Origin of the sequence: Xanthomonas sp. LMG 12462 (genome assembly GCF_009192885.1) — a bacterium.
In the GTDB taxonomy this organism is placed as follows: Bacteria; Pseudomonadota; Gammaproteobacteria; order Xanthomonadales; family Xanthomonadaceae; genus Xanthomonas_A; species Xanthomonas_A sontii.
This window is the reverse complement of record NZ_NMPP01000043.1, coordinates 83,835-105,401: the sequence shown is the minus strand read 5'-3', so window position 1 is coordinate 105,401 and position 21,567 is coordinate 83,835. Positions and strand designations below refer to the sequence as shown.

Sequence of the window (21,567 nt, the reverse complement as noted above, 5' to 3'; positions counted from 1 at the left end):
CTTGGCGACGATCACGAAGAGGGCAATGGCGATCGACTCACGCCGCGTCACGGACCGCCTCGGCCAGGGCGTCCAGGGTCTGCCGCATCAACGCGGCATCGTCGGCCTCGACCGTGACCCGCACCACCGGTTCGGTGCCGGAGGCGCGCAGGAAAGCGCGCCCGCGCCCCTGCACCGCCGCCTGCGCCGCGGTCAGCGCGGCCTTCACGGTCTCGGCCTCAAGCGGGCGCACGCCCGGCTGCAGGCGCACGTTGATCGTCTGCTGCGGCACCTTCTGCAGCCCGGCCAGCGCCTGGCGCAGGGTCTGCCGCGAGCGCTTGAGCACTTCCAGCACCTGCAGCGCGCTGACGATGGCGTCGCCGGTGGTGGCGCGGTCCAGGCACAGCATGTGCCCGGAGGCCTCGCCGCCGAGCACCCCGCCCTGTTCCACCAGTGCCTGGTGCACGTAGCGGTCGCCGACCTTGGCGCGCAGGAACGGCACCTGCAACGCGGCCAGCGCCCGTTCCAGGCCATAGTTGGTCATCAGCGTGCCGACTACCGGGCCGTGCAGGCGGCCGCTGGCCTGCCAACCGCAGGCCAGCACGTACAGCAGACCGTCGCCGTCGACCGGGTTGCCCTGATCGTCGGCCATCAGCACGCGGTCGCCGTCGCCGTCGAAGGCGATGCCCAGGTGCGCGCCATGCTCGCGCACGTTGGCGGCGAGGTTGTCGATGTGCATCGAGCCGACGCCGGCGTTGATGTTGAGCCCGTCCGGCGCGGCGCCGATCGCGATCACCTCCGCGCCCAGTTCGCGGAACAGCAGCGGCGCGATGTGGTAGGTCGCGCCGTGCGCGCAGTCCAGCACCAGTTTCAGCCCGCGCAGGTCGAAGCCGCGCGGCACGCTCGCCTTGCAGAACTCGATGTAGCGGCCGATCGCCTCGCGCGCGCGCATCGCCTTGCCCAGCCGCTCGGACTCGACCGTGGCGAACGGCGCGTCCAGCGCGGCCTCGATCGCCTGCTCGGTGGCGTCATCGAGCTTCTCGCCTTGGGCGGAGAAGAACTTGATGCCGTTGTCGTAGTGCGGATTGTGCGAGGCGCTGATGACGATGCCGGCGTCGGCACCGAGAGTGCGCGTGAGGAACGCCACCGCCGGAGTCGGCATCGGCCCGAGCAACTGCACGTTGGCGCCTGCCGCGACCAGCCCGGCCTCCAGCGCCGACTCGAACATGTAGCCGGAGATGCGCGTGTCCTTGCCGATCACCACGGTCGGCCGCGCGGTGCCGCCGGCGACCAGCACGCGGCCCAGCGCATTGCCCAGGCGCATCACGAAATCGGCGGAAATCGCCCCCTGCCCGACCCGGCCGCGGATGCCGTCGGTGCCGAAGTATTTGCGTTGACTCATGCGCTGGGGAATCGGGAATGGAGAATCGGGAATCGGGAACAGCCGGAGACGTCCAGGGATCGCGACAAGCACGGGCTTGCCGCGCGATGCAACGCACGCGCGCGACCACGATTCCCTATTCCCGATTCGCGATTCCCGGCCGTCATGCCGCCTCGCTCTTCGCCGGGGCCGGCTGCCGCATCATCAGCGCCAGCAGTTCGGACAGGCGGTCGCGCAGTTCGCGGCGGTCGCAGATCTGGTCGATGGCGCCATGCTCGAGCAGGAATTCCGAGCGCTGGAAGCCTTCTGGCAGGGTCTCGCGCACGGTCTGCTCGATCACGCGCGGGCCGGCGAAGCCGATCAGCGCGTACGGCTCGGCGATGTTGATGTCGCCGAGCATGGCGAAGCTGGCCGACACGCCGCCGGTGGTGGGATGGGTCAGCACCGACACGTACGGCAGGCCGGCCTCGCGCAGGCGACCGAGCGCGGCCGAGGTCTTGGCCATCTGCATCAGCGAAAACAGGCCTTCCTGCATGCGCGCGCCGCCGCTGGCGGAGAAGCACACGAACGGTGCGCCGATCTTCAGCGCGGTCTCCGCGGCCAGGGCGAAGCGCTCGCCGACCACCGAGCCCATCGAGCCGCCCATGAAGGCGAAATCGAACGAAGCGGCGACCAGCGGCTGGCCCTTGAGCAGGCCCTGCATCGCCACCAGCGCGTCGTATTCGCCGGTGCTCTTCTGTGAGGCCTTGATGCGCTCGCCGTACTTCTTCTGGTCCTTGAACTTGAGCGCGTCGGTCGGACCCAGGCGCGCACCGATCTCGGTCGGCGCGGTGTCGGCGTCGAACAGCGCGGCCAGGCGCGCGCGCGCGCGGATCGCCATGTGGTGGCCGCACTTCGGGCACACCTCCAGGTTCTCCTCCAGCTCCGGCCGGTACAGCACGGCGCTGCAGTTGGGACACTTCTCCCACAAGCCTTCGGGAACGCTGCGCTTCTTGCTGGGCGTGCTGTCGGTGCGGATGCCCGAAGGCATCAATTTGCTGAGCCAACTCATGCGATGTGACGATCCATTGGGCGGCCGCGAGAGCCGCAGAGGGGCGACAGTCTAACTCGGTCCCCCGGTGGCCTGCAGACGGTGGCGCATGGAGCGGCCAGGCCGGCCGGTACCGGCGCGGCTGCCGCCAGGACGCCTGCTGCGGCCGCGCAACGCGGGACGTGCGGTAGCGTCGCCGCCATCCCGCACCGTCGACACGCAAGCGGGGGCCAGCGACGGCGCGCGCCGTCCGACCAACGATGCATGTACCGTATGATCCGCACGCACCACATTTGCGGCATTGCGGCAAAACGCGAACGCCCGCGCAAGGCGGGCGTTCGCACACACACCGGGCGTGGCTCAGCCCGCGTCCAGCGCCTGCCGCAGCGGCGTCAGGAACGCCAGGGCCGCCTCGCGCGCGGCCTGCGGGCTGCCGGCCTCGGCCAGCGCCGCGACCAGCGCGCTGCCGACCACCACGCCGTCGGCATCGACCGCCATGGCCTTGGCGCTGGCGGCGTCCTTGATGCCGAAGCCGGCCACCACCGGCACCGGGCAGCGCGCGCGCAACTGGCGCAGGCGATCGCCGGCGGCACGGGTATCCAGCCGGTCGGCGCCGGTCACGCCGGCGAAGCTGACGTAGTACAGATAGCCGCGCGCCGCCTCGCACAACAGGGCGATGCGCGCATCGCTGGTGGTCGGCGAGGCCAGCACGATCAGGTCCAGACCGGCGTCGGCGAAGACCGTCAGGGTCTCGGCCGACTCCTCCGGCGGCAGATCGACCAGCAGCACGCCGTCCACGCCGGCCGCCACCGCTTCCTCGGCGAAGCGCGCGGTGCCGTGGATCTCCACCGGGTTGAGGTAGCCCATCAACACCACCGGCGTGGTGGCGTCGTCGCGGCGGAACGCGCTGACCGTCTCCAGCACGTAGCGCAGGCCGGCGCCGCGCGCCAGCGCGCGCTCGGAGCTGCGCTGGATGGTCGGGCCATCGGCCATCGGGTCGGAGAACGGCACGCCCAGCTCGATCACGTCGGCACCGGCCTCGACCAGCGCATGCATCGCCGGCACGGTCGCCTCCAGCGACGGATCGCCGGCGGTGAGGAAGGGGATCAGGGCCTTGCGGCCTTGGGCATCGAGTCGGGCGAAGGTGTCGGCGAGGCGGTTCATGGGGGACCTATGCGCCCCTCTCCCACCGGGAGAGGGGTTGGGTGAGGGGAAGAGGCGAAGCGGTGCGGACTGTGAGTACAGGGCTGCGCCCGCACCCGCATCCGGCGCTTCGCGCCACCTTCTCCCGAAGGAGAAGGGCAAGGCGTTACAGCGTCAGTCCTTCGCGCGCGGCGATGGTGTGCACGTCCTTGTCGCCGCGGCCGGACAGGTTGCACAGCACCAGCGCGTCCTTGGGCAGTTCGCGCGCCAGCTTGATCGACTGCGCCACGGCATGGCTGGACTCCAGCGCGGCGAGGATGCCTTCGGTATGCGCCAGCAGGTGGAACGCGGCCAGCGCCTCGTCGTCGGTGATGCCCTGGTAGGTGGCGCGGCCGCTGTCGGCCAGGAACGCGTGCTCCGGGCCCACGCCCGGGTAGTCCAGGCCGGCGGACACCGAGTGGGTCTCGACGATCTGGCCGTCGTCGTCGCAGATCACGTAGGTGCGGTTGCCGTGCAGCACGCCGGGGCGGCCGGCGGCGATCGAGGCGGCATGGCGGCCGCTGCCGATGCCGTCGCCGGCGGCCTCGGCACCGTAGATCTTCACCGAGGCGTCGTTGAGGAAGGCATGGAACAGGCCGATGGCGTTGCTGCCGCCGCCGACGCAGGCGCTGATCGCATCCGGCAGGCGGCCGTAGTCGGCCAGCATCTGCGCGCGCGCCTCGCGGCCGACGATGGCGTTGAAGTCGCGCACCATGCGCGGGTAAGGATCGGGGCCGGCGACGGTGCCGATGATGTAGAAAGTGTCCTGCACGTTGGTCACCCAATCGCGCATCGCCTCGTTGAGCGCGTCCTTGAGCGTGGCCGAGCCGGAATGCACCGGCACCACCGTGGCGCCGAGCAGCTTCATCCGGTAGACGTTGATCTTCTGCCGCTCGATGTCGGTGGCGCCCATGTACACCACGCACTCCAGGCCCAGCCGCGCGGCCACCGTGGCGCTGGCCACGCCGTGCTGGCCGGCGCCGGTCTCGGCGATGATGCGGGTCTTGCCCATGCGGCTGGCCAGCAGCGCCTGGCCGATGGTGTTGTTGATCTTGTGCGCGCCGGTGTGGTTCAGGTCCTCGCGCTTGAGCAGGATCTGCGCGCCGCCGACTTCGCGGCTGAGCCGCTCGGCGTGGTAGATCGGACTGGGCCGGCCGACGTAGTGGGTCAGGTCCTTGTCGTAGGCGGCGATGAAGGCCGGATCCTGGCGCGCGGCGTCGTAGGCCGCGGCCAGCTCCTGCAGCGGGCCGATCAGGGTCTCGGCGACGAAACGGCCGCCGTAGCGGCCGAAATGGCCGGCGGCGTCGGGATAGGCGTGGAAGTCGCTGACGGGGACAGAGGACATGGCGCAACCGGGGGCAACAGGACAGGCCTGCACTTTAGCGCACACGTTCCCACAGAAAAACCGATAAAGTCTGACGCAATCCGTCAGGAAAACTCACATGACCAGCACGCGCCGCCTGCCCTCGCTCAACGCCCTGCGTGCGTTCGAGGCCGCCGCGCGGCTGCGCAGCGTCGGCGCCGCGGCGGCGGAACTGCATGTCACCCATGGCGCGGTGAGCCGTCAGGTGCGGCTGCTGGAGCAGGAACTGGGGCTGCCGCTGCTGCAGCGCGACGGCCGCGGCATCCGCCCGACCGCCGCCGGCACGCACCTGTGCGAGGCCGCCGGCAGCGCCTTCGCGCAGTTGCAGGACGCGGTGGCGGAGTTGCGCCGCCCATCGCGCCCGGCCGCGCTGGTGCTGGGCTGCCCCGGCAGCATCCTCGCCCGCTGGATGATTCCGCGGCTGCAGGCGCTGCAGCGCGACCTGCCGGCGCTGACCCTGCACCTGTCCGCGCACGAGGGCGACTTCGCCGCCGACCTGGACGGCCTGGATGCGGCGCTGCTGCTGGGCCAGGCGCCATGGCCGGCGGACTGGCAGGTGCGCGTGCTGGCGCCGGAGCGGATCGGCCCGGTACTCAGCCCGGCCCTGCCGCAGGCACAGGCCCTGACCACGGCCGCGCCGGCGGCACTGCAGGGACTGCCGCTGCTGCATACGGTGTCGCGCCCGCAGGCCTGGCCGGCCTGGGCCGAGGCGCAAGGCCTGGCGCCGGCGCAGTTGCGCTATGGCACCGGCTTTGAACACCTGTACTACCTGCTGGAAGCGGCGCTGGCCGGAATCGGCGTGGCGATCGCGCCGCAGCCGCTGGTCGCCGACGACCTGGCCAATGGCCGCCTGCTGGCGCCGTGGGGCTTCGTCGACACCGGCGGGCAGTGGGCGCTGTGCGCGCGGCGGGAGCAGCAGGATCCACGGGTGGAGGCGTTGGCCGGGTGGTTGGCCGGCGAGTTGCGGGAGGATCGCGGTTAGGCGTATTGCCTGGCCAGTTCGCTGGCAATTCGCGGCGCAACCGCGCTGTACAGGACGCTTGGCCGCGACGCCTGGCGTGCGCGGGAGTGGAGGTGTCTGTCGCGGCTGAAGCCGCTCTACATGGGTGGGTGGGGCGTCGAGCGCCCATCGGCGGGCGCGCGCGTCAGCCCGGCTGCGCCGGCGCGGCCAGGCGCCGCTGCAGGTCGTCGCGCAGCCGGCTCAGCTCGACCTCGGCGGCGCGCCGCTGCTGCATGCCGTCGCGGTGGATCTCGCGCACCTCCTCCACCGTGGCGATCAGTTGCTCGTGCACGTGGCGCAGCGTGTCCATGTCGATCACCGCGCGTTGGTTGGCGCGCGCCGTGTCCACCGAGGCCTGCCGCAGCAGGTCGGCGTTGCGGCGCATGATGTCGTTGGTGGCATCGTCGATGGCGTTGGACAGCGCCGCCGCGTTCTGCTGCTCGTGCAGCGACAGCTGGATCGCGAACTGGCGCTTCCACGACGGGATGGTGATGTCGCGGACGGTATTGAACTTCTCGATCAGTTGCAGCGTGTTGGCCTGAATCAGCCGGATCATCGGCAGCGCCTGCTCGGCCGCGTGCTGCATCACCTGCAGGTCGCCGACGCGCTTGTCGAGCAGGCGCAGGGCGGTGTCGATCTCGGCGCGCTGGCCGCGCGCCTGCGGATCGTCCTGACCCGCCAGCGCCAGGTGCTGTTGCTGCAGTTCGGCCAGGCGCAGCTTGCCGGCAGCGACGTGCAGGCCCAGTTCGCGGCGCTCGGCCTGCACCATCTGGTGCATGCGGTCGAATTCGCCCACGCGCTGGCCGAGGTTGGCCTGCTGCGCGCCGACGTCGCGCAGCAGTTGTTCGATCTGCCGGTTGGTGTCGCTGAACTTCTGCACCAGTTCGTCCTTGGACGCGCGCAGGCGATCGATCAGGCCGCCGATCAGCGGCACCCGCGAGCGCTCGCCGAGCTGGTCGAGCTTGAGCGCGCGCGCGATCCGCACCACTTCGCCGAGCTTGTCGCCGCTGGCCTCCAGGTCGCGGTTGCGGACCTGGTCCAGCAACTGGCTGGAGAACGCGGCGGTCTGCGCGGCGACCTCGGTGCCGAACAGGTGCAGGCTGCCGGGCGTGAGTTCGCGCAGGCCCTGCGCCAGCGCGGCGATCTGCGCACGATCGTCCGGCACCAGGCCGAGCGCCTTGAGCTCGGCTTCGTCGGGTTGCAGCGGCAGGCTCTGCGGCGTCAGCGGGTGTTCCTGGGTCATCATGGCTCTCCTTCGATAGCGATTCGCGGCGGCGGCGCAGGCTCAGCGCAGTCTAGCCCGCATGGCCTGCAATTCGGCCAGGATGTGTTGCTGCGCCTGTGCGGCGCGGGCCACGTGGTCCCTGCCCTGCGCTGCCTGCGGCGTGACGGCGGCCTGGCGCCAAGCCGGCAGCAGCACGTCGCGGATGTTCCTGTAGCGTTGCAGCAGGTCCTCGCCCTGCTGTTGCAGCAACCGCCATTGCGCCGCTTCCAGGCGCCAGGCGGCGGCGAGGCGGCGCAAGTGGTCGAGTCGCTGGTTCCAGGCCTGCGCCAACGCCGGGTCGGGCGTCGGCGCCGCGGCGATCCAGCGCTCGAGCGCGGCCACGCCGGCCTCGGCGACGCCGGCGCTTTCGGCATATGCCTGGCCCGCGTGCCGCAGCGCCTGGGCATGCGCATCGGCGCGCAACAGGACCACGCCCAGTTGCGCCTGCAGGGTCTCGGCCTCGGCCTGGCGCTCCAGGTCGCGGCCGAGCAGACGGCCGAGCAGGCTGCTGTCGCGGCGGATCCGCCGCGGATCGCGCGCCTGCAGTGCGTGCTGGATGCGCTCGAGCTCCTGCACCAGTGCCGCGCCGGCGTCCGGCGCGGCGGCGCGCGCGGCCGGCGCCTGTGCGACCGCCTCCAGCAGCGGCGCCGCGTAGCCGGACGCGGCCTGCGCGTCGTTCGCCGCGGGCGGCGACACCGGCGGCTCGGGCAGCGCAGGAGCGGCGCGCGTGCTCACGCCGGGCCAGGTTCGGGATCGTCGCTGCGCGCGGCGCCCGCGTCGCCATAGAAATGCCGCGCCAGCGCTTCGTCGAGCTGGCGTTCGGCCAGCGTGCGCGGCCGCCGCACGCGCGGCTCCGCTTCCGGCGCGGACGGCTCGCGCAACGACGCGCGCAGCGCCTCTGCCAGCGCGGTCAGCGCCTGCCCGGCCTGCGCCTGGCCCTCGTGCGAGCGCGCGAGTGCGTCCAGCAAGGGCTGCAGCGCGGGCGTGACCGATGCTTCCGTCGGCGCAGGCGCGGCCGGCGTGATCACAGGCGTGGCGGGCGGCGCTTCGCGCTCGCGTTCGGCCAGCACCTGCCGCAGCAGCGCAAGAAGTTGCTCCCAGCGTGCCGGTTCCGGACTCGGCTCGGCACGCAGCCCCTGCAGGCCGCCTGCGATGTCCGCCAGCTGCGCCACCATGCGCCCGCCGACATCGGCCTCGTCGGCGCCCATCGCCTTGTTGCGCAGGAAGTCGCGCTTGATCTGGTCCCAGCGCGCCTGTTCCTCGGCGCCCATCGCGCCGCGCAACTCGGCCAGCTTGAGCAGGTTCTCCTCGGCGCCGCTGGTCAGCAGTTGCGCCTCGCCCAGGTAGTGGTCGGAGATCAGCTGCTGCAACTCGGCCTCGTTCATCACCGGCGAGACCTTCTCCGCCAGCTTGTTCATGTTGCGGTAGCTGCCCTGCAGCCGGAACGGCGGCTCGGTGCGGTAGCGATCGTCCTGCGCAGCGCTGGCGATGTACTGCTGGTTGACCTTGTACACCACCTCGCGCACGCGCAGCAGGCGCTGCAGCGTGGCCACGATCTCGTTGATCTCCGCGCCGCTGTAGGCATGGCTGAGCGCGTTGCTGGAGATCTCCTTGCCGCGCGCGCGATCCACCAGCAGGTACAGATCCGCCAGCTCGCGCGTGGCCAGCGGCGCGAGCACCGGATTGGAGGTGAGCGCGTTCTCGATGTAGCTGAGCAGGAACGCCTCCTCCATGCCGCCGAGCACGTCGCCCAGGTTGTAGATGTCGGCGCGGTTGGCGAGCATGTCCGGAATCTTGAACACCTCGCCGGACTCGGTGTACGGATTGCCGGCCATCACCACGCAGAACTTCTTGCCGCGCATGTCGTAGGTGCGCGTGCGCCCCTTCCACACGCCCTCGATGCGGCGCGTGCCGTCGCACAGCGAGATGAACTTCTGCAGGAATTCCGGGTGCATGTGCTGGATGTCGTCGACGTACAGCATGGTGTTGTTGCCCATCTCCAGCGCGAGATTGAGCTTGAGCAATTCCTGTCGCGCGGTGGCGTCCGGCGCCTGCGCCGGATCCAGCGAGCGCACCGCGTGGCCCAGCGCGGGACCATTGATCTTCATGAAGACCAGGCCGAGCCGGCTGGCGACGTACTCCATCAGCGTGGTCTTGCCGTAGCCGGGCGGCGAGATCAGCATCAGCATGCCCATCAGGTCGCTGCGCTTGTTCTCGCCGACCGTGCCCATCTGCTTGGCCAGGTTGTCGCCGATCACGCCCAGGTAGACCTCATTGATCAGCTTGTTGCGCACGAACGAGGACAGCGGCCGCGGCTTAAACTCGGACAGGCGCAACTGCTCGCGCTCGCGGGCGATGACCTGCTGGCGCAGTGCCTGGTACTGGCGGAAGCCGGGCACGAACACCTGCTCGTGGTGGCGCAGGCGCGCCAGGAAATCGTCGATGGCCAGGCGCAGGCGCCCGCCTTCGATGCGCGGATGTTCGCCGAGCAGGCCCTCCACCGTGGCCATCAACGCCACCTCGCTGGCGCGGCTGCGCAGCCGCGGCGCCAGTAGCGCGATCGCCACCGCCTCGGGCGCGTAGCCGGCGTGGACCGCGAAGCGCGGATCGTGGCACAGGCCCTGCACCCACTGGCTGGCCTGCGTCCAGGCGGCGCCGAGCTTGCCGCGCACGCGTTCCAGGCCTTGCTCGAACTGCTCGCGCAGCCCGGCCTCGGCCAACCGCGCATGCAGCGCATCGAGCAGTTCCCGCGCATGCCGGCTGAACGGAAAAGTCGGTTCGCCCTGCGCCAGTTCGGCCGCCAGGTAGGCGGCGGCCGCCCGCGCCTGGGCGGCATCGAACGCAAGCCCCGCGTCCTCAGCGAAGCGGTGCATGGCCTGTGCCATCTCGGCCTGCAGCGCGTCGCGGCCGTCACGCGCGCCGAACAGGCGCGCGATCGCATCGGCGCCGGCCTGGCGCGCGACCCACGCGGCCACCTCCTCCTCGCGCTGGCGTTCGGCCCAGAACGCCAGCGCCAGCGCGCGCGCGGCCGGGGCGTGCATCAGCGTGCCCGCGGCCTGCTGCAAGGGCAGCAGCGCCTGCAGGATGCGCGTGGCGTCGTGGTCGTGGATGCCGCGCTCGTAGCCCTCGCGGTAGCGCGGCGCGGCGAAGTCGCGCACGCTGCGCGCCAGCGCGTCGGGTGTGGCCGCCAGTTGCGCCAGCGCATCCAGGCTCAGCCCCTCCTCGCCCGCCAGCGCCGCTTCCAGCATGCGCCCGGCCAGGTATTCGCCGCGGTACAGCGTGGGCGATTCCGAATCCAGCGTCACCTGCCAGTAGGCGCGGGTGGCGTCCAGTGCGGCGTCCTGCAGCGGCTCCAGGTAGTCGGTGCCGGTCAGATGCAGCGCCAGTCCGTCCTCGCGCGGCAGCAGGGTCAGGTCCAGTGCTTGCGTGTTGACGCTGAAGCGGTGCCGCGGACCCAGCCGCACCACGTTGCCGCCGGCCTCGAACAGCTCGCTGCGGTCGCGCAGCGCGCGCACTGCCTGGTCGCGCACGCCCTTCAGCCGCGCCTCGACGTCGTCGGCCTTGACGCTGTCGCGGTAGCCGCGCAGCCGCTCGGCCAGCTCGCGCAGCTTGAGAATCAGCGGGTCGCCGGCGAAGAAGGCGTTGAGTTCGTCGGCGTTGGCGAAGCGCTCGGTGCGCCGCGGCAGGCCGTCGAGGATGCGCGAGGCCGCGTCCAGCAAGGAGCGCGCCTTGCGCTGGCGGTCGTCGAGCAAGGCCTGCTTGTGCGTCTCGAACGCCTCGACCAGTTCCTCGCGTTTGCTGAGGATGTCGCCGAGGAACTGCTCGTGCTCGCCGAACTGGCTCTCCAGTTCCTCCAGTTGCACCATCAGCCGCGACAGTTGCTCGTCGGCGCGCTCGGGATCGGTGGACAGCGCCAGCGCGCTGGTGATTGCTTGGCCGAACAGCGCGAACTGCGCACCGAACTGGGCCACGGTCTCGGCCGAACCCAGGCTCTTGCGGCGCTGCTCGGCACGCGCGCGCGCCTGGTTGAGCCGCGCATAGACTTCGGACAGGGCCTCGACCACGCGGGTGCGCTCGGTGGCGTCGTCGACCTTGAGCCCGGCCATCAGTTCCGACAGCAGGTCCAGGTCGGCCGACATCGCCCGCATCGCCTGCACCTGCTCGGACAGCGCGCGCGCGGTCGCCGCCGCCTGCGCCGCCGCGTCCAGCTCGGCCAGGCGCGCGTGCAACGGCGCCAGCGCGCTTTCGCTGCCGAGGAAACGCCCGGTGGCGGCGCCGACCGTGTCGTGGGCCTGCTGCAGCGTCGCGCCCATCGCATCGATCGCATCGGTGTCGATGTAGCGGTACTCGCGGATGGTCAGCAGATGGCCGCGCTGTGCGGCGATGGCGTTGAGCGGTTCGACGAACTCCTGGATGCTATTCCAGTTCTCCGGCTGCAGCCGCGCCAGCAGCGCCTTGTGCGCGGCCGTGGCCTCGGCCATCGCCTGGTCGGACTGCTGGCGGATCGACAGCACCTTTTCGTATTCGTCCAGCACCGCCTCGCCGGTGGCGCTGATGCCGCGCAGCACGCCGGCCAGGTCGCCGCAGTGCGCGTCCTCCAGCCAATGGTGCGCGTCGAACAGGCGCCGCGCGTCCTCCACCAGCAACTGGTAGCGCTGCACCGACACCTCGTCGCGGTCGATCGCGCGCGCCAGCCCGAACAGGCTGGAGATGCCGCGCACCAGTTCGGCATTGCCGATGCGGCCGAGGAAGGTGTTGCTCGGCGGGCGCCTGGCAGCGAATTCGTCGCTGCTGAAGGGAGTCTGCCAGACCTGCATCGGATGGATCCGGGTCGGCTCGCTGCCCTCGGCATGGAACAGCACCATGCGCCCGTCCTGCAGCAACGCATAGCCATGGCCGAACACCGGGTTCTGCAGCGCGCGGCGGATGGTGTTGTAGACGAACAGCGCGGACTTGCCGCCCTCGCGCTCGTAGAAGATGTACAGCACGTCCTCGCCGTTGGGCGAGCGGATCGCGCGCTTGAACTGCATCCCGTCCATCGCCGCGTCGAACGCCTTGTGATCGCCGTTCTGCAGGTAATAGCCGCCGGGAAAAATGATGCCGTGGTCCTCGGGCAGCTGCACGCAGGCCTGCACGATGGCGTCGTTGCGCACGATGCGGCCGCTGAGCGTGTTGTAGATCAGCCCGCGCCACTGCGTCTCGCGATACGGCAGCACCTTGAGCAGGACCAGGCTGCCGACCCGCGCGAAATCGAACTGCGCATCGTCCAGCGACTGGGTCTTGTCCTCCACCGGTTCGCTGTAGATGCCCTGCCCGGTCTCGGTGTTGTTCTCGACCTTGATGGTCAGATCGCCGCCGATGGTCTCCACGAACAGGGTATCGAGGATGTTCAGATGCGAATGGCGCCCGTTCACCGCCATCTCGCGGGTGGCGCGGGTCCATTCGAAGTCGAACGGCGGCGGCAGCGCGATGTCGCGTTCGCCGCGCGCATCGATGTAGGTGAGCGCGCCGTCGCTGTCCTGCGCCCAGCGGAACACGCGCACGTCGCTGCTGCGCTCGCCGATCTGGAACGCCGCCAGCAGCTTGCCGCCGATGACGATCAGTTGCAGCAGCCGCGCGTGCTTGTAGTAGGCGTACAGCTCGCCGAAGTCGTGCACGAAGCCGGCCTGGCCGAGGAAGCTGCCGGCCAGGTCGATCGGGCTGACGTCGTAGCCGTCGGCGCCCTCGACCAGCCGGTACAGCCCGAACACGTCCTGCACGCGGGTCTGGTTCTTGAGCCCGAGGAACACGTTGTAGCCGAACAGCAGCAGGTCCGGCCCGACCTGCACGATGTCGCGGCCGACGCAATTGTGCTCGGTGCGGATGCGGAAGCGGCCGTCCACCTCGAGACGGCTGTCGCCGAACTCCTGCAGGCGCTGCCGGTTGAGCGCCTCGACCGCGTCCTGCAGCCGCGCGCCCTGCTCGACCAAGCGCTTGCGCAGCACGTCGTAGGCGCCGCCCTGGGCGACCGCCTGGTCGACCTGGCTGGGCGCGTCGCCCTCGGGCTGGGGATCGGTCTGGGGTTGGGGGGGTGTTGCCATCGTCGCGGCTCCTGCCGGCTTGCGGGGGATCGGCGCATCGCGCCGCGCGCCCGCCACGGGTTGCGGCGGCGCGCCACCGTCGCCGGCCGCGCGCCGCCTGCGCACTCAGTCCAGTGCCGCGCTCAAGGCTCGGCGACGGGCAGTTGGACAGTCGCGTCCGGCGCCAGCCGCGACGGCGCCGCCGCGCCGCGCTGCACGCCGAGATAGCGCTGCATCAGGTCCTGCACGATCGGGCTCTTGTCGGCCAGGCCTTCGATCGACTTGCCGAGCGAGACCGCCTTGATGAGGTTGTCGAACATGCCGCCGTCGCCGCCGACCAGGTCGATGTCGGCATTGCGCAGGGCGCTGGCGATGACCTCGGCGTTCTCCTTGGACACTTCCTTGCCGGCCTCGATCGACGCCAGCGCCTGCTTGAGGCTGTTGTCGAGCAGCATCCGGAATTCCTCGTGGCCGCGCGCGCTGTCGCTGAGCGCGCCGATCGCCTCGAACTTGCGGGTCAGGCCGTCGGCCTCGGCCAACAGGCGCTTCTCCACCACCACCGCCTCGGCCATGCCGATCGACTCGGCGGCGCTGGCCTTGGCCTTGCCCATCTGCTCTTCGCCCTGCGCCTTGGCCTGCAGCGTCTCGGCCAGCACGCGCGCCTCGTTGCTGCCCTGCTTGAGGCTGGCATCGGCCTTGGCCTCGATCACCCGCGCCTCGGCGATACCGACCTTCTCGATCGCCAGCGCCGAGGCTTCCTTGACCTGCGCGTCGGCCAGACCGGGCGCGGCCTTCTCGGCGCGGATGCCGTCGGCGAGCAGCTTCTTGGCTTCGGCCTGCTTGCCGGCGGCCTCGTGTTCGGCCTGCGCCAGGGTGGTCAGTTCGACCGCGCGGTGCTTGGCCGCGGTCTCGCGCGCCTGCGCGTCCTTGACCTGGCGCACCAGCAGTTCCTGCGCCTTGGCCTCCGCTTCCAGGATCGTGACCTGCTTGAGCCGGTCGGCCTCGGCGACCTGACGCACTTCCTTGATCCGCTCCTCTTCCTGCGCCACGGTCTTGTCGATGGCGATGCGCTCGCGGGTGATGTTGGCCACGTCCATCTTGCCGTTCTCGACCACCTTGTCGCGCTCCACGCCCTGCAGTTGCACCTCGCGATCGGTGGTGACCTGCTCCAGCTGGCGCGCACGCGCGACCCGCTCGACCTCGATGGCCACCGCGCGCTGGCGGTTCTGTTCGGCCACCTCGACCTCGCGCAGGCGGTTCTGCTCGCGGATGTCGATCAGCTGCTGCGCCTCGATGCGCGCGTTCTCCGCCAACTGACGCTGCTCCTCCTGCACCTTCAGCGTCTCGGCCTGCTCGCGCGCGCGGATCGTGTCGACCTCGCGCTTCTGCCGCGCCTCGGCCTCGGCCTGCTGCCGCTCCAGCGCCAGCATCGCCTCGCGCGCCTCCACGTTCTTCTTGGTGATCGCCAGCTTCGCGTTCTGCTCCAGCTCGTTGGTGACCACGTTCTGGGTGCCGGTGAGCTCGGTGATCTTGCGGATGCCCTCGGCGTCGAGGATGTTGTGCGGATCCAGCAGCGCCTTGGGCGTCTGCTCCAGGTAGTCGATCGCCACGTCCTCGAGCACGTAGCCGTTGAGGTCGTTGCCGATCACCGCGATGATCTCGTCGCGGAACTCCTGGCGCTTCTCGAACAGCTCGGTGAACTCGAACTTCTTGCCCACCGTCTTGAGCGCCTCGGAGAACTTGGCGTTGAACAGTTCGTCGACCGCGTCCTTGTCCGAGGCGCGGTCGGCGCCGATCGCCTTGGCCACGCGCAGCACGTCGGCCTGGGTCTCGTTGACCCGCAGGTAGAACGCCACGGCGATGTCGGCGCGCATGTTGTCGCGGCAGATCAGCCCTTCCTTGCCGCGGCGGTCGACCTGAAGGGTGATCAGGCTGATCCGCATCAGCTCGGCGCGGTACAGCACCGGCACGATCAACGCGCCGGTGAAGTGCACCTTGGGCGTGGCGCTCATGTCGTTGACGATCAGCGCTACGCCCTGATCTACCTTGCGGTAGAACGCGCGGAACAGGCCGGCCAGCCCCAGCAGCAGCACCAGCAGGATGCCGACGCCGATCAGAAACGGCGCCATCGTCGCAAAACTCATCGGTGGATCTCCTTATCGCCCGCAATCAGGCTGTGTGGAAACGGCAAACCCGGCAGATCCTGCTCGCGGGCGATCAGATAGTGGTTGTGCGCCTGCACGTAGTCGACCAGCACCACGCGCTCGCCGCGCGGATAGACCTGGCCGGCCTGGGCACGCACCTGCAGGACCAGGCCGGCGCCGCCATCGTCGACGGTGGCGTAGCCGGAGTCCGCGTCGGCACGCGGCGAGGCGACGACGCCGACCTTGCCGAGCAACGACGTCTGCGCCACCGGACGCAGCCGCAGCAACAGCCGGCGCAGCGGCCGCAGCATCCAGGAGGTCAGCGGCAGCGCAGGCAGCAGGGCCAACAGCGCCACGCCGCTGCCGATGCCCCAGCGCAGGCCGGCCGGCAAGGACTGCAGCAGGAACAGATGGACGAAATAGGTGCCGAGCCAGCCCCAGAACGACAGCAGCACCACCACCAGCATCACCGGCGCACCGCCCAGGCCCAGCCGCGCGAAGACGGCGGACACGCCGTGCAGGCCATGGTCGGCGCCGTCGACATGCAGATGCCCGTCGGGCGCGGCATGGTCGCCGATGCCGAAGGCGGCCAGCGCCCAGTAGAGCGCGGAAAATGCCAACAGGATGCTGTACGGCAACGTGGGAAATCCCAGTGCGACGTTCAGGAACTCGGCCATCCCCCTCATCCTTGCTGTGCCGTGACGGCGCGTCCCATCATGGGCTCGCGTCATCCCGCCGGCCTGCGCGCACGGCGCGCGGCGGACCGCCGGCAGGTTCTAGAGCCGGATGATACGTGAAAGTCGCGGCGGTTGGCCCGCGACGCGGGCCGAGGCGGCGGCACCTGCGGCGGCCGGCGCCGGCCCGGACCCGGCAGCGGGCTGCTCCCGGCGGTGCGTGCCAGCCGGCCGCGCTCAGCAGTTGGTGTTCAACTCGTGGCAGTCGGCGCGGCGCACTTCCTCGACGAACTTGCGCATCTTGTGGCCGTCCTTGATCCCGGGCTGGCTCTCGATGCCGCTGGACACGTCCACGCCCCACGGCAGGGTGCCGATGATCGCGTCGAACACGTTGTCGCCATTGATGCCGCCGGCGAGCAGGAACGGCCGGTGCAGGCCGGTCGGCAGCCGCGACCAGTCGAAGGTCTTGCCCGAACCGCCGCTTTCGCCGGGGGCGTGGCTGTCGAACAGGAAGCCAGCTGCGTTCGGATACTGCAGCTGCAGGGTGCGCGCATTCACCTCGCCGCCGCCCATCGGCACCGCCTTCAGGTACGGCAGATTGAAGCTGCGACAGAAGCCGTCGTCCTCGTCGCCATGGAACTGCAGCAGGGTCGGACGCACCGTGCGCAGCACCTCGCGCACCTCGTCCTTGGGGTTGTTGCGGAACAGCGCCACCACGTCCACCATCGGCGCGGCGGCCTGGCGCATGGCCCGTGCCTCGGCCGGCGCCACCCGCCGCGGGCTGCCATGGGCGAACACGAACCCGATCGAATCCACGCCCAACTCGCCTGCCAGGCGGATGTCGCCGGCGCGGGTCATGCCGCAGAACTTGATGCGGGTGCGATACAGCGTGCGATTCATAGCGTGACCTCGTCCGGAAGCGTCCAGTGGGCGGGATAGAGGGGACCGACGAACACCAGGCCCTGCGGCGGTGCCGTCGGACCAGCGACGCGGCGGTCGCGTCCCGCGAGCAGTTCGCCAATCCAGGACACCGGCTTTTCGCCCGTTCCCACCATGACAAGGGAACCAACGATATTGCGCACCATGTGATGAAGGAATGCATTGGCCTGGACCTGGATCTCGACCAGCTCGCCGCTGCGGGTCACCGCGATCGACTGCAGCTCGCGGCGCGCGTGCAGGGCCTGGCACTGCACGCTGCGGAAAGCACTGAAGTCCTGCTCGCCCAGCAGCGCCTGCGCCGCCGCGTGCATGGCGTCGGCCTGCAGCGGCCGCCGCTCCCAGCTCAGGGTCTGCCGGTACAGCGCCGGGCGTACCTGGCGGTTGAGCAGGCGGTAGCGGTAGCGGCGCGCGCGGGCGGAGAAGCGCGCGTGGAAGTCGTCGGCCACCGGCACGCACCAGCGCACGCAGACCGAGGGCGGCAGCCGCGCGGTGGCGCCCAGCATCCAGCCGCGCGCCGGGCGCGGCGCATCGCAATCGAAATGCACCACCTGGCACTCGCCGTGCACGCCGGCATCGGTGCGGCCGGCGCAGACCACGCTGACCGGGGCGTCGGCCACCGACGACAGCGCCGCCTGCAGCGTGGCCTGCACGCTGGGGCCGCCACTCTCGCCGAGCTGCTGCCAGCCCTGGAACTCGCTGCCGTCGTACTCCACGCCTAGCGCGTAGCGCATGCGGACCTCCGTCGCAGTGCGGCGTCTCCCTCGGAGAGCGGCGTGGCCGACGCGCGCAGGGACCAACACGGGGCGCCTGCAACGCCATCGCGGCAGTGCCTCTGCCCAATCGGGAGCGCGCGCTCGGCGCGCGCCCGTCGCCGATGCGCAAAATGCCGCTGGGCCGTCCCGATCCAGGCCGGACGGCCGCGGCGAGCGCGCCGCGCGCCGCCTGCCACCATCAGTCCAGCCGTCCCAGCAATTGCAGCGCCTCGGCGCGTGCGGCCGGATCGCCACTGGCCGCGACCTCGGCCAGCAGGGTACGTGCCGTCTCGTTGTCGCCCAGATCCATGTACGCAACCGCCAGTTCCAACCGCTCGCGGCCCGCCGGCGGATACGGCGACGGTGCTTCGACCGGGGCCGGGGCCGGCGCGGCAGGCTGATGCCAGGTCGGCTCCTGCCGGCCGCCGCCGGCGTCCTTGTCGGCATGGGCGTCGCCGCCCGGCACTGCGACCACCGGCGACGGCTGCCGCCACGGCGCCTCGGCAGCCGGCTCGGCGGCCGGTGCGGCCTCCGAATGGGCATCGGACACGCCAGCGGAATGGTCGTCGTCGTTGTCCGCGGACAGCGGCGCATCGGCCGGCGCCTGCCGCAGCGACTGCTGCGCCAGCACGCGCTCGAAGGCGTCGTCGTCGAGCGCGGTGTGGTGATCGGCGTGATCGGCGGCAGCGTGGTCCAGATGGTCGGCGCGCGACCACTCTTCCAACGCCTCGTGGTCGCGGGCGACCGTCTCCTCCTCGGCCAGCGGCTCGGCCGGCTCCAGCGGCGGCAGTTCCGGCGCATCGACATCACGGTGCGCGACCACCGGCACCGCGGCGCTCGCCGCCAGCGCAGCGTCGTCGTCGCGCGGCAACGGCGGCAGCGGCGAGGGCTTGCGCCGGCGCGACAGCAGCCAGGCACCGAGGCCCAGCACCAGCAGGCTCAGCCCGCCCCACAGCCACAGCGGGAACCCGTCATTGGCCGGTGCCTGGGCGGCCGCCGCGGCCGGCGCCGCCTGCCCGGCCTGGGCCAGGCGCTTCTGCGCCGCGGCCAGGTCGCTGTCCTTCAACGCGATCAGTTGCTGCTGCTGGGACTTGAGCTTTTCGAGCTGCTCCACCCGCGAGCGCAATTCCTGAACCTCGGCATCGCGTGCCGCGAGGTCTTCGCGCGCCTGCTGCAATTGTTGGGCTGCCACCATGTCTCCTTCGTCGCCGGCACCGGTGCCGGACTTGGTTCCCGCCTCGCGGCGCGTCGCCGGCACCGCCGGCGCGATTTCCAGGCGTGCGCCAGCGGCGGCGGCCGGCGCCGCGGCGGCCGGCTTGGGCGCAGTCTGCGCCGTCGCCGCGTCCTGCTGCGCCTGTGCCGGCTGCGGCACCGGCGCACGCGCCTGGCGCCATTGCGCCGCCTGCTCGCGCACCACCGCCTCGGCGGCGGCGGCATCCAGGCTGGCCAGGTCCTCCTCGCGCGGCGTGCGCAACACCGCGCCCTGCTTGAGCAGGTTGAGATTGCCGCGGATGAAGGCGTCCGGATTGGCGCGCAGCAGCGCGACCATGGTCTGGTCCAGCGAATGGCCGTTGCCGCGCGCCAGTTGCCCGGCGATCTGCGACAGGGTCTGCCCGGCGCGCACCGGCGCCAGCGCATCGCCGGGCGCGGCCGCGGGGGCCGGCGCCGGACGCGGCGTGGCGGCGGGCCTGGCGCTCGGCGTCGCCGGCGTGGCGGCGGCTGCAGGCGCTGGCGCCGCGGTGGACGTTTCGCGGGCGATGCGGTCGGACGGCTGCGCCGCGGCCGGCGCATCGATCGCCGGTGCATCGATCGCGGCGGCGGTGTTGGGCGCATCGATCAGCGCGGAGTATTCGCGGATCAGCCGCCCCTGGCCCCAATCGACCTCGATCAGGAAGCTCAGCGACGGCACGTCGACCGGCATGCGGCTGCTGACCTGGATCACCGCGCGGCCCTTGCGGGTCTGGGTGAAACGGAACTGCAGATCGCTGACCAGGCCCTGCGGGCGCTCCAGCCCGACCCGCGCGAAGGTCGCCGGCGAGGCGAGCGCCACCCGCGCCCGCTCCAGTTCGCCCGGCTCGTTGGAGATCACCGGGATCTCGGCCAGGAAGGGCTCTCCCGGCTTGGACAGCACGCGGATATCGCCCAGGCCCAGGGCCAGCGCGGCCTGGCTGCAGGCCAGCAACAGCAGCGCCGCGGCGGCGCGACAGACATGGCGCAGCCCGCGCACGGCGGACACCGCATCGCCGCGATGGCGACGGAACAAACGTGGTTGTAGGCGCATCCCGCCCCTGCCCCTTGGAGTCATGCGTGCAATATATAGGAAGCCGGGACCGGGGACCCGGGGTCCGGAAAAGCCGAGACAGGGACCGCGTTGCTGGTGCACTGCTGAAATCCACGACGCAAGAACATACTGCAGCAGGAAAGCCCAGGCACGCCACTGTGGGAGGGACTTCAGTCCCGACGCGAGGTGCGGCCGCTGTCGGGACTGAAGTTCCCAAAAAATCCGGGCCCGGAAAAGCCCCCGTGGGGAGGCTGGGGACTCGGAAATCCGAGACAGGGACCGCGCTTCATAACGCGGTGTGCGGGATCTCGCGTCGGGACTGAAGTCCCTCCCACAACGGGGCGAGCGCGGATACCTGCGACTTCCATTTTCCAAACAAAAAGCCAGGGCTCGCGCCCCGGCCTTCGCTCCACTCCGCCACACGATCAGGCCGCGCGGCCAGCCACGCCGCCACGCCATGAAACCGCGGGACCCGGGTCCCGGCTTTCAGCCCTCCTGAGCCACCAGCTCGGCCAGCTGCACCGCATTGAGCGCGGCGCCCTTGCGGATGTTGTCGGCCACCACCCACAGATTGAGGCCGCGCGGGTGCGAGAAGTCCTCGCGAATGCGGCCGACGAACACCGGGTCCTTGCCGGAGGCATGGGTCACCGGGGTCGGATAGCCGCCGGCCTTGTGCTCGTCGACCACTTCCACGCCCGGCGCCTGACCCAGCAGCGCGCGCGCCTGCTCGACGGTGATCTTGCGCTTGGTCTCGATGTTGACCGCCTCGGAATGGCCGAAGAACACCGGCACGCGCACCGCGGTGGGGTTCACCAGGATGCTGCTGTCCTCGAGGATCTTCTGCGTCTCCCACACCAGCTTCATCTCTTCCTTGGTGTAGCCGTTGGGCTGGAAGTCGTCGATGTGCGGGATCAGGTTGAAGGCGATCTGCGCCTGGAACTTCTGCGGCTCGATGTCCTGGAACGCCAGCAACTGCGCGGTCTGCTTGCCCAGCTCCTCCATGCCCGAGCGGCCGGCGCCGGACACCGACTGGTAGGTGGCCACGTTGATGCGCTCGATGCCGTATTCCTTGTGGATCGGCGCCAGCACCGGCATCAGCTGCATGGTCGAGCAATTGGGGTTGGCGACGATGCCGCGCGGGCGGTTCTTCAGCGCGTGCGGGTTGACCTCCGACACCACCAGCGGCACGTCGTCGTCGTAGCGGAAGGTCGAGGAGTTGTCGATCACCACCGCGCCGGCCGCGGCGAATTTCGGCGCGTACTCCTTGGAGATGCCGCCGCCCGCGGAGAACAGCGCGATGTCCACGCCGCTCGGATCGAAGGTCGCCAGGTCGAGCACGGTGACCTTGTGGCCCTTGAATTCGACCTGGCCGCCGGCCGAGCGCTCGGAGGCCAGCGGGTACAGCGTGGCGACGGGGAAATCGCGCTCGGCGAGGATGCTCAGCATGGTCTCGCCGACGGCACCGGTGGCGCCGACGACGGCGACGTTGAAACGACGGGTTGCATTGCTCATGGAAGAT

At 70.8% G+C, this 21,567-nt stretch carries 14 protein-coding genes; 1 reads left to right on the top strand and 13 read right to left on the bottom strand.

Annotated features, from left to right (window positions below):
* Positions 1–37: 37 nt before the first annotated feature.
* The 4 genes from glmM to trpB all read right to left on the bottom strand — a co-directional run bounded on the left by glmM (position 38) and on the right by trpB (position 4,917).
* On the bottom strand, positions 38–1,381 hold the full coding sequence (gene glmM, locus CEK69_RS11545; RefSeq protein ID WP_152245699.1) for a phosphoglucosamine mutase: 1,344 nt from the start codon (positions 1,379–1,381) through the stop codon (positions 38–40).
* A gap of 142 nt (positions 1,382–1,523) precedes the next feature.
* Positions 1,524–2,411 carry an acetyl-CoA carboxylase, carboxyltransferase subunit beta gene (gene accD, locus CEK69_RS11540; protein ID WP_017909810.1) on the bottom strand — a complete coding sequence of 296 codons (888 nt, stop codon included), beginning with the start codon at positions 2,409–2,411 and terminating at the stop codon, positions 1,524–1,526.
* 339 nt (positions 2,412–2,750) lie between these two features.
* Positions 2,751–3,554 (bottom strand): tryptophan synthase subunit alpha, encoded by an 804-nt coding sequence (gene trpA, locus CEK69_RS11535; RefSeq protein WP_152180897.1) that lies wholly within the window; start codon positions 3,552–3,554, stop codon positions 2,751–2,753.
* A gap of 145 nt (positions 3,555–3,699) precedes the next feature.
* Complete coding sequence (trpB, locus tag CEK69_RS11530) at positions 3,700–4,917, bottom strand: tryptophan synthase subunit beta (RefSeq protein WP_017917761.1); 1,218 nt, start codon at positions 4,915–4,917, stop codon at positions 3,700–3,702.
* 97 nt (positions 4,918–5,014) lie between these two features.
* On the opposite strand from trpB, the gene CEK69_RS11525 reads away from it, so the two are divergent.
* Positions 5,015–5,917 (top strand): LysR family transcriptional regulator, encoded by a 903-nt coding sequence (locus CEK69_RS11525; protein ID WP_152245697.1) that lies wholly within the window; start codon positions 5,015–5,017, stop codon positions 5,915–5,917.
* A 163-nt stretch (positions 5,918–6,080) separates the two neighbouring features.
* On the opposite strand, the gene CEK69_RS11520 is transcribed toward CEK69_RS11525, so the two are convergent.
* The 9 genes from CEK69_RS11520 to CEK69_RS11480 form a co-directional block, all read right to left on the bottom strand.
* Entirely contained in the window at positions 6,081–7,178 is a 1,098-nt protein-coding gene (locus CEK69_RS11520) for a toxic anion resistance protein (RefSeq protein ID WP_226975134.1), read from the bottom strand.
* A 42-nt stretch (positions 7,179–7,220) separates the two neighbouring features.
* Positions 7,221–7,934, bottom strand: coding sequence for a hypothetical protein (locus CEK69_RS11515; protein WP_226975133.1), 714 nt, complete (start codon positions 7,932–7,934; stop codon positions 7,221–7,223).
* Positions 7,931–13,279 carry a DNA repair ATPase gene (locus CEK69_RS11510; protein ID WP_152245693.1) on the bottom strand — a complete coding sequence of 1,783 codons (5,349 nt, stop codon included), beginning with the start codon at positions 13,277–13,279 and terminating at the stop codon, positions 7,931–7,933. The genes CEK69_RS11515 and CEK69_RS11510 overlap by 4 nt, the downstream gene beginning before the upstream one ends.
* Positions 13,280–13,401: 122 nt before the next feature.
* Positions 13,402–15,402, bottom strand: a complete 2,001-nt coding sequence (locus tag CEK69_RS11505) for a hypothetical protein (RefSeq protein ID WP_043090818.1) — start codon at positions 15,400–15,402, stop codon at positions 13,402–13,404.
* Complete coding sequence (locus CEK69_RS11500; RefSeq protein WP_152245691.1) at positions 15,399–16,079, bottom strand: OB-fold-containig protein; 681 nt, start codon at positions 16,077–16,079, stop codon at positions 15,399–15,401. The genes CEK69_RS11505 and CEK69_RS11500 overlap by 4 nt, the downstream gene beginning before the upstream one ends.
* Positions 16,080–16,313: 234 nt before the next feature.
* A complete protein-coding gene (locus CEK69_RS11495) occupies positions 16,314–16,976 on the bottom strand; it encodes a phosphoribosylanthranilate isomerase (RefSeq protein WP_152245689.1) in 663 nt (220 codons plus the stop codon).
* On the bottom strand, positions 16,973–17,746 hold the full coding sequence (gene truA / locus CEK69_RS11490; protein WP_017911049.1) for a tRNA pseudouridine(38-40) synthase TruA: 774 nt from the start codon (positions 17,744–17,746) through the stop codon (positions 16,973–16,975). The genes CEK69_RS11495 and truA overlap by 4 nt, the downstream gene beginning before the upstream one ends.
* Positions 17,747–17,966: 220 nt before the next feature.
* Positions 17,967–19,994 carry a FimV/HubP family polar landmark protein gene (locus tag CEK69_RS11485; protein ID WP_226975135.1) on the bottom strand — a complete coding sequence of 676 codons (2,028 nt, stop codon included), beginning with the start codon at positions 19,992–19,994 and terminating at the stop codon, positions 17,967–17,969.
* Between the two features lie 540 nt (positions 19,995–20,534).
* Entirely contained in the window at positions 20,535–21,560 is a 1,026-nt protein-coding gene (locus tag CEK69_RS11480; protein WP_017909102.1) for an aspartate-semialdehyde dehydrogenase, read from the bottom strand.
* Between the last annotated feature and the right edge of the window lie 7 nt (positions 21,561–21,567).

What these genes read in the sequence shown, in the direction of transcription:
- glmM (WP_152245699.1), bottom strand. Translation starts at nt 1,381, where the DNA reads ATGAGTCAACGCAAATACTTCGGCACCGACGGCATCCGCGGCCGGGTC.
- accD (WP_017909810.1), bottom strand. Translation starts at nt 2,411, where the DNA reads ATGAGTTGGCTCAGCAAATTGATGCCTTCGGGCATCCGCACCGACAGC.
- trpA (WP_152180897.1), bottom strand. Translation starts at nt 3,554, where the DNA reads ATGAACCGCCTCGCCGACACCTTCGCCCGACTCGATGCCCAAGGCCGC.
- trpB (WP_017917761.1), bottom strand. Translation starts at nt 4,917, where the DNA reads ATGTCCTCTGTCCCCGTCAGCGACTTCCACGCCTATCCCGACGCCGCC.
- CEK69_RS11525 (WP_152245697.1), top strand. Translation starts at nt 5,015, where the DNA reads ATGACCAGCACGCGCCGCCTGCCCTCGCTCAACGCCCTGCGTGCGTTC.
- CEK69_RS11520 (WP_226975134.1), bottom strand. Translation starts at nt 7,178, where the DNA reads ATGACCCAGGAACACCCGCTGACGCCGCAGAGCCTGCCGCTGCAACCC.
- CEK69_RS11510 (WP_152245693.1), bottom strand. Translation starts at nt 13,279, where the DNA reads ATGGCAACACCCCCCCAACCCCAGACCGATCCCCAGCCCGAGGGCGAC.
- CEK69_RS11505 (WP_043090818.1), bottom strand. Translation starts at nt 15,402, where the DNA reads ATGAGTTTTGCGACGATGGCGCCGTTTCTGATCGGCGTCGGCATCCTG.
- CEK69_RS11500 (WP_152245691.1), bottom strand. Translation starts at nt 16,079, where the DNA reads ATGGCCGAGTTCCTGAACGTCGCACTGGGATTTCCCACGTTGCCGTAC.
- CEK69_RS11495 (WP_152245689.1), bottom strand. Translation starts at nt 16,976, where the DNA reads ATGAATCGCACGCTGTATCGCACCCGCATCAAGTTCTGCGGCATGACC.
- truA (WP_017911049.1), bottom strand. Translation starts at nt 17,746, where the DNA reads ATGCGCTACGCGCTAGGCGTGGAGTACGACGGCAGCGAGTTCCAGGGC.
- CEK69_RS11480 (WP_017909102.1), bottom strand. Translation starts at nt 21,560, where the DNA reads ATGAGCAATGCAACCCGTCGTTTCAACGTCGCCGTCGTCGGCGCCACC.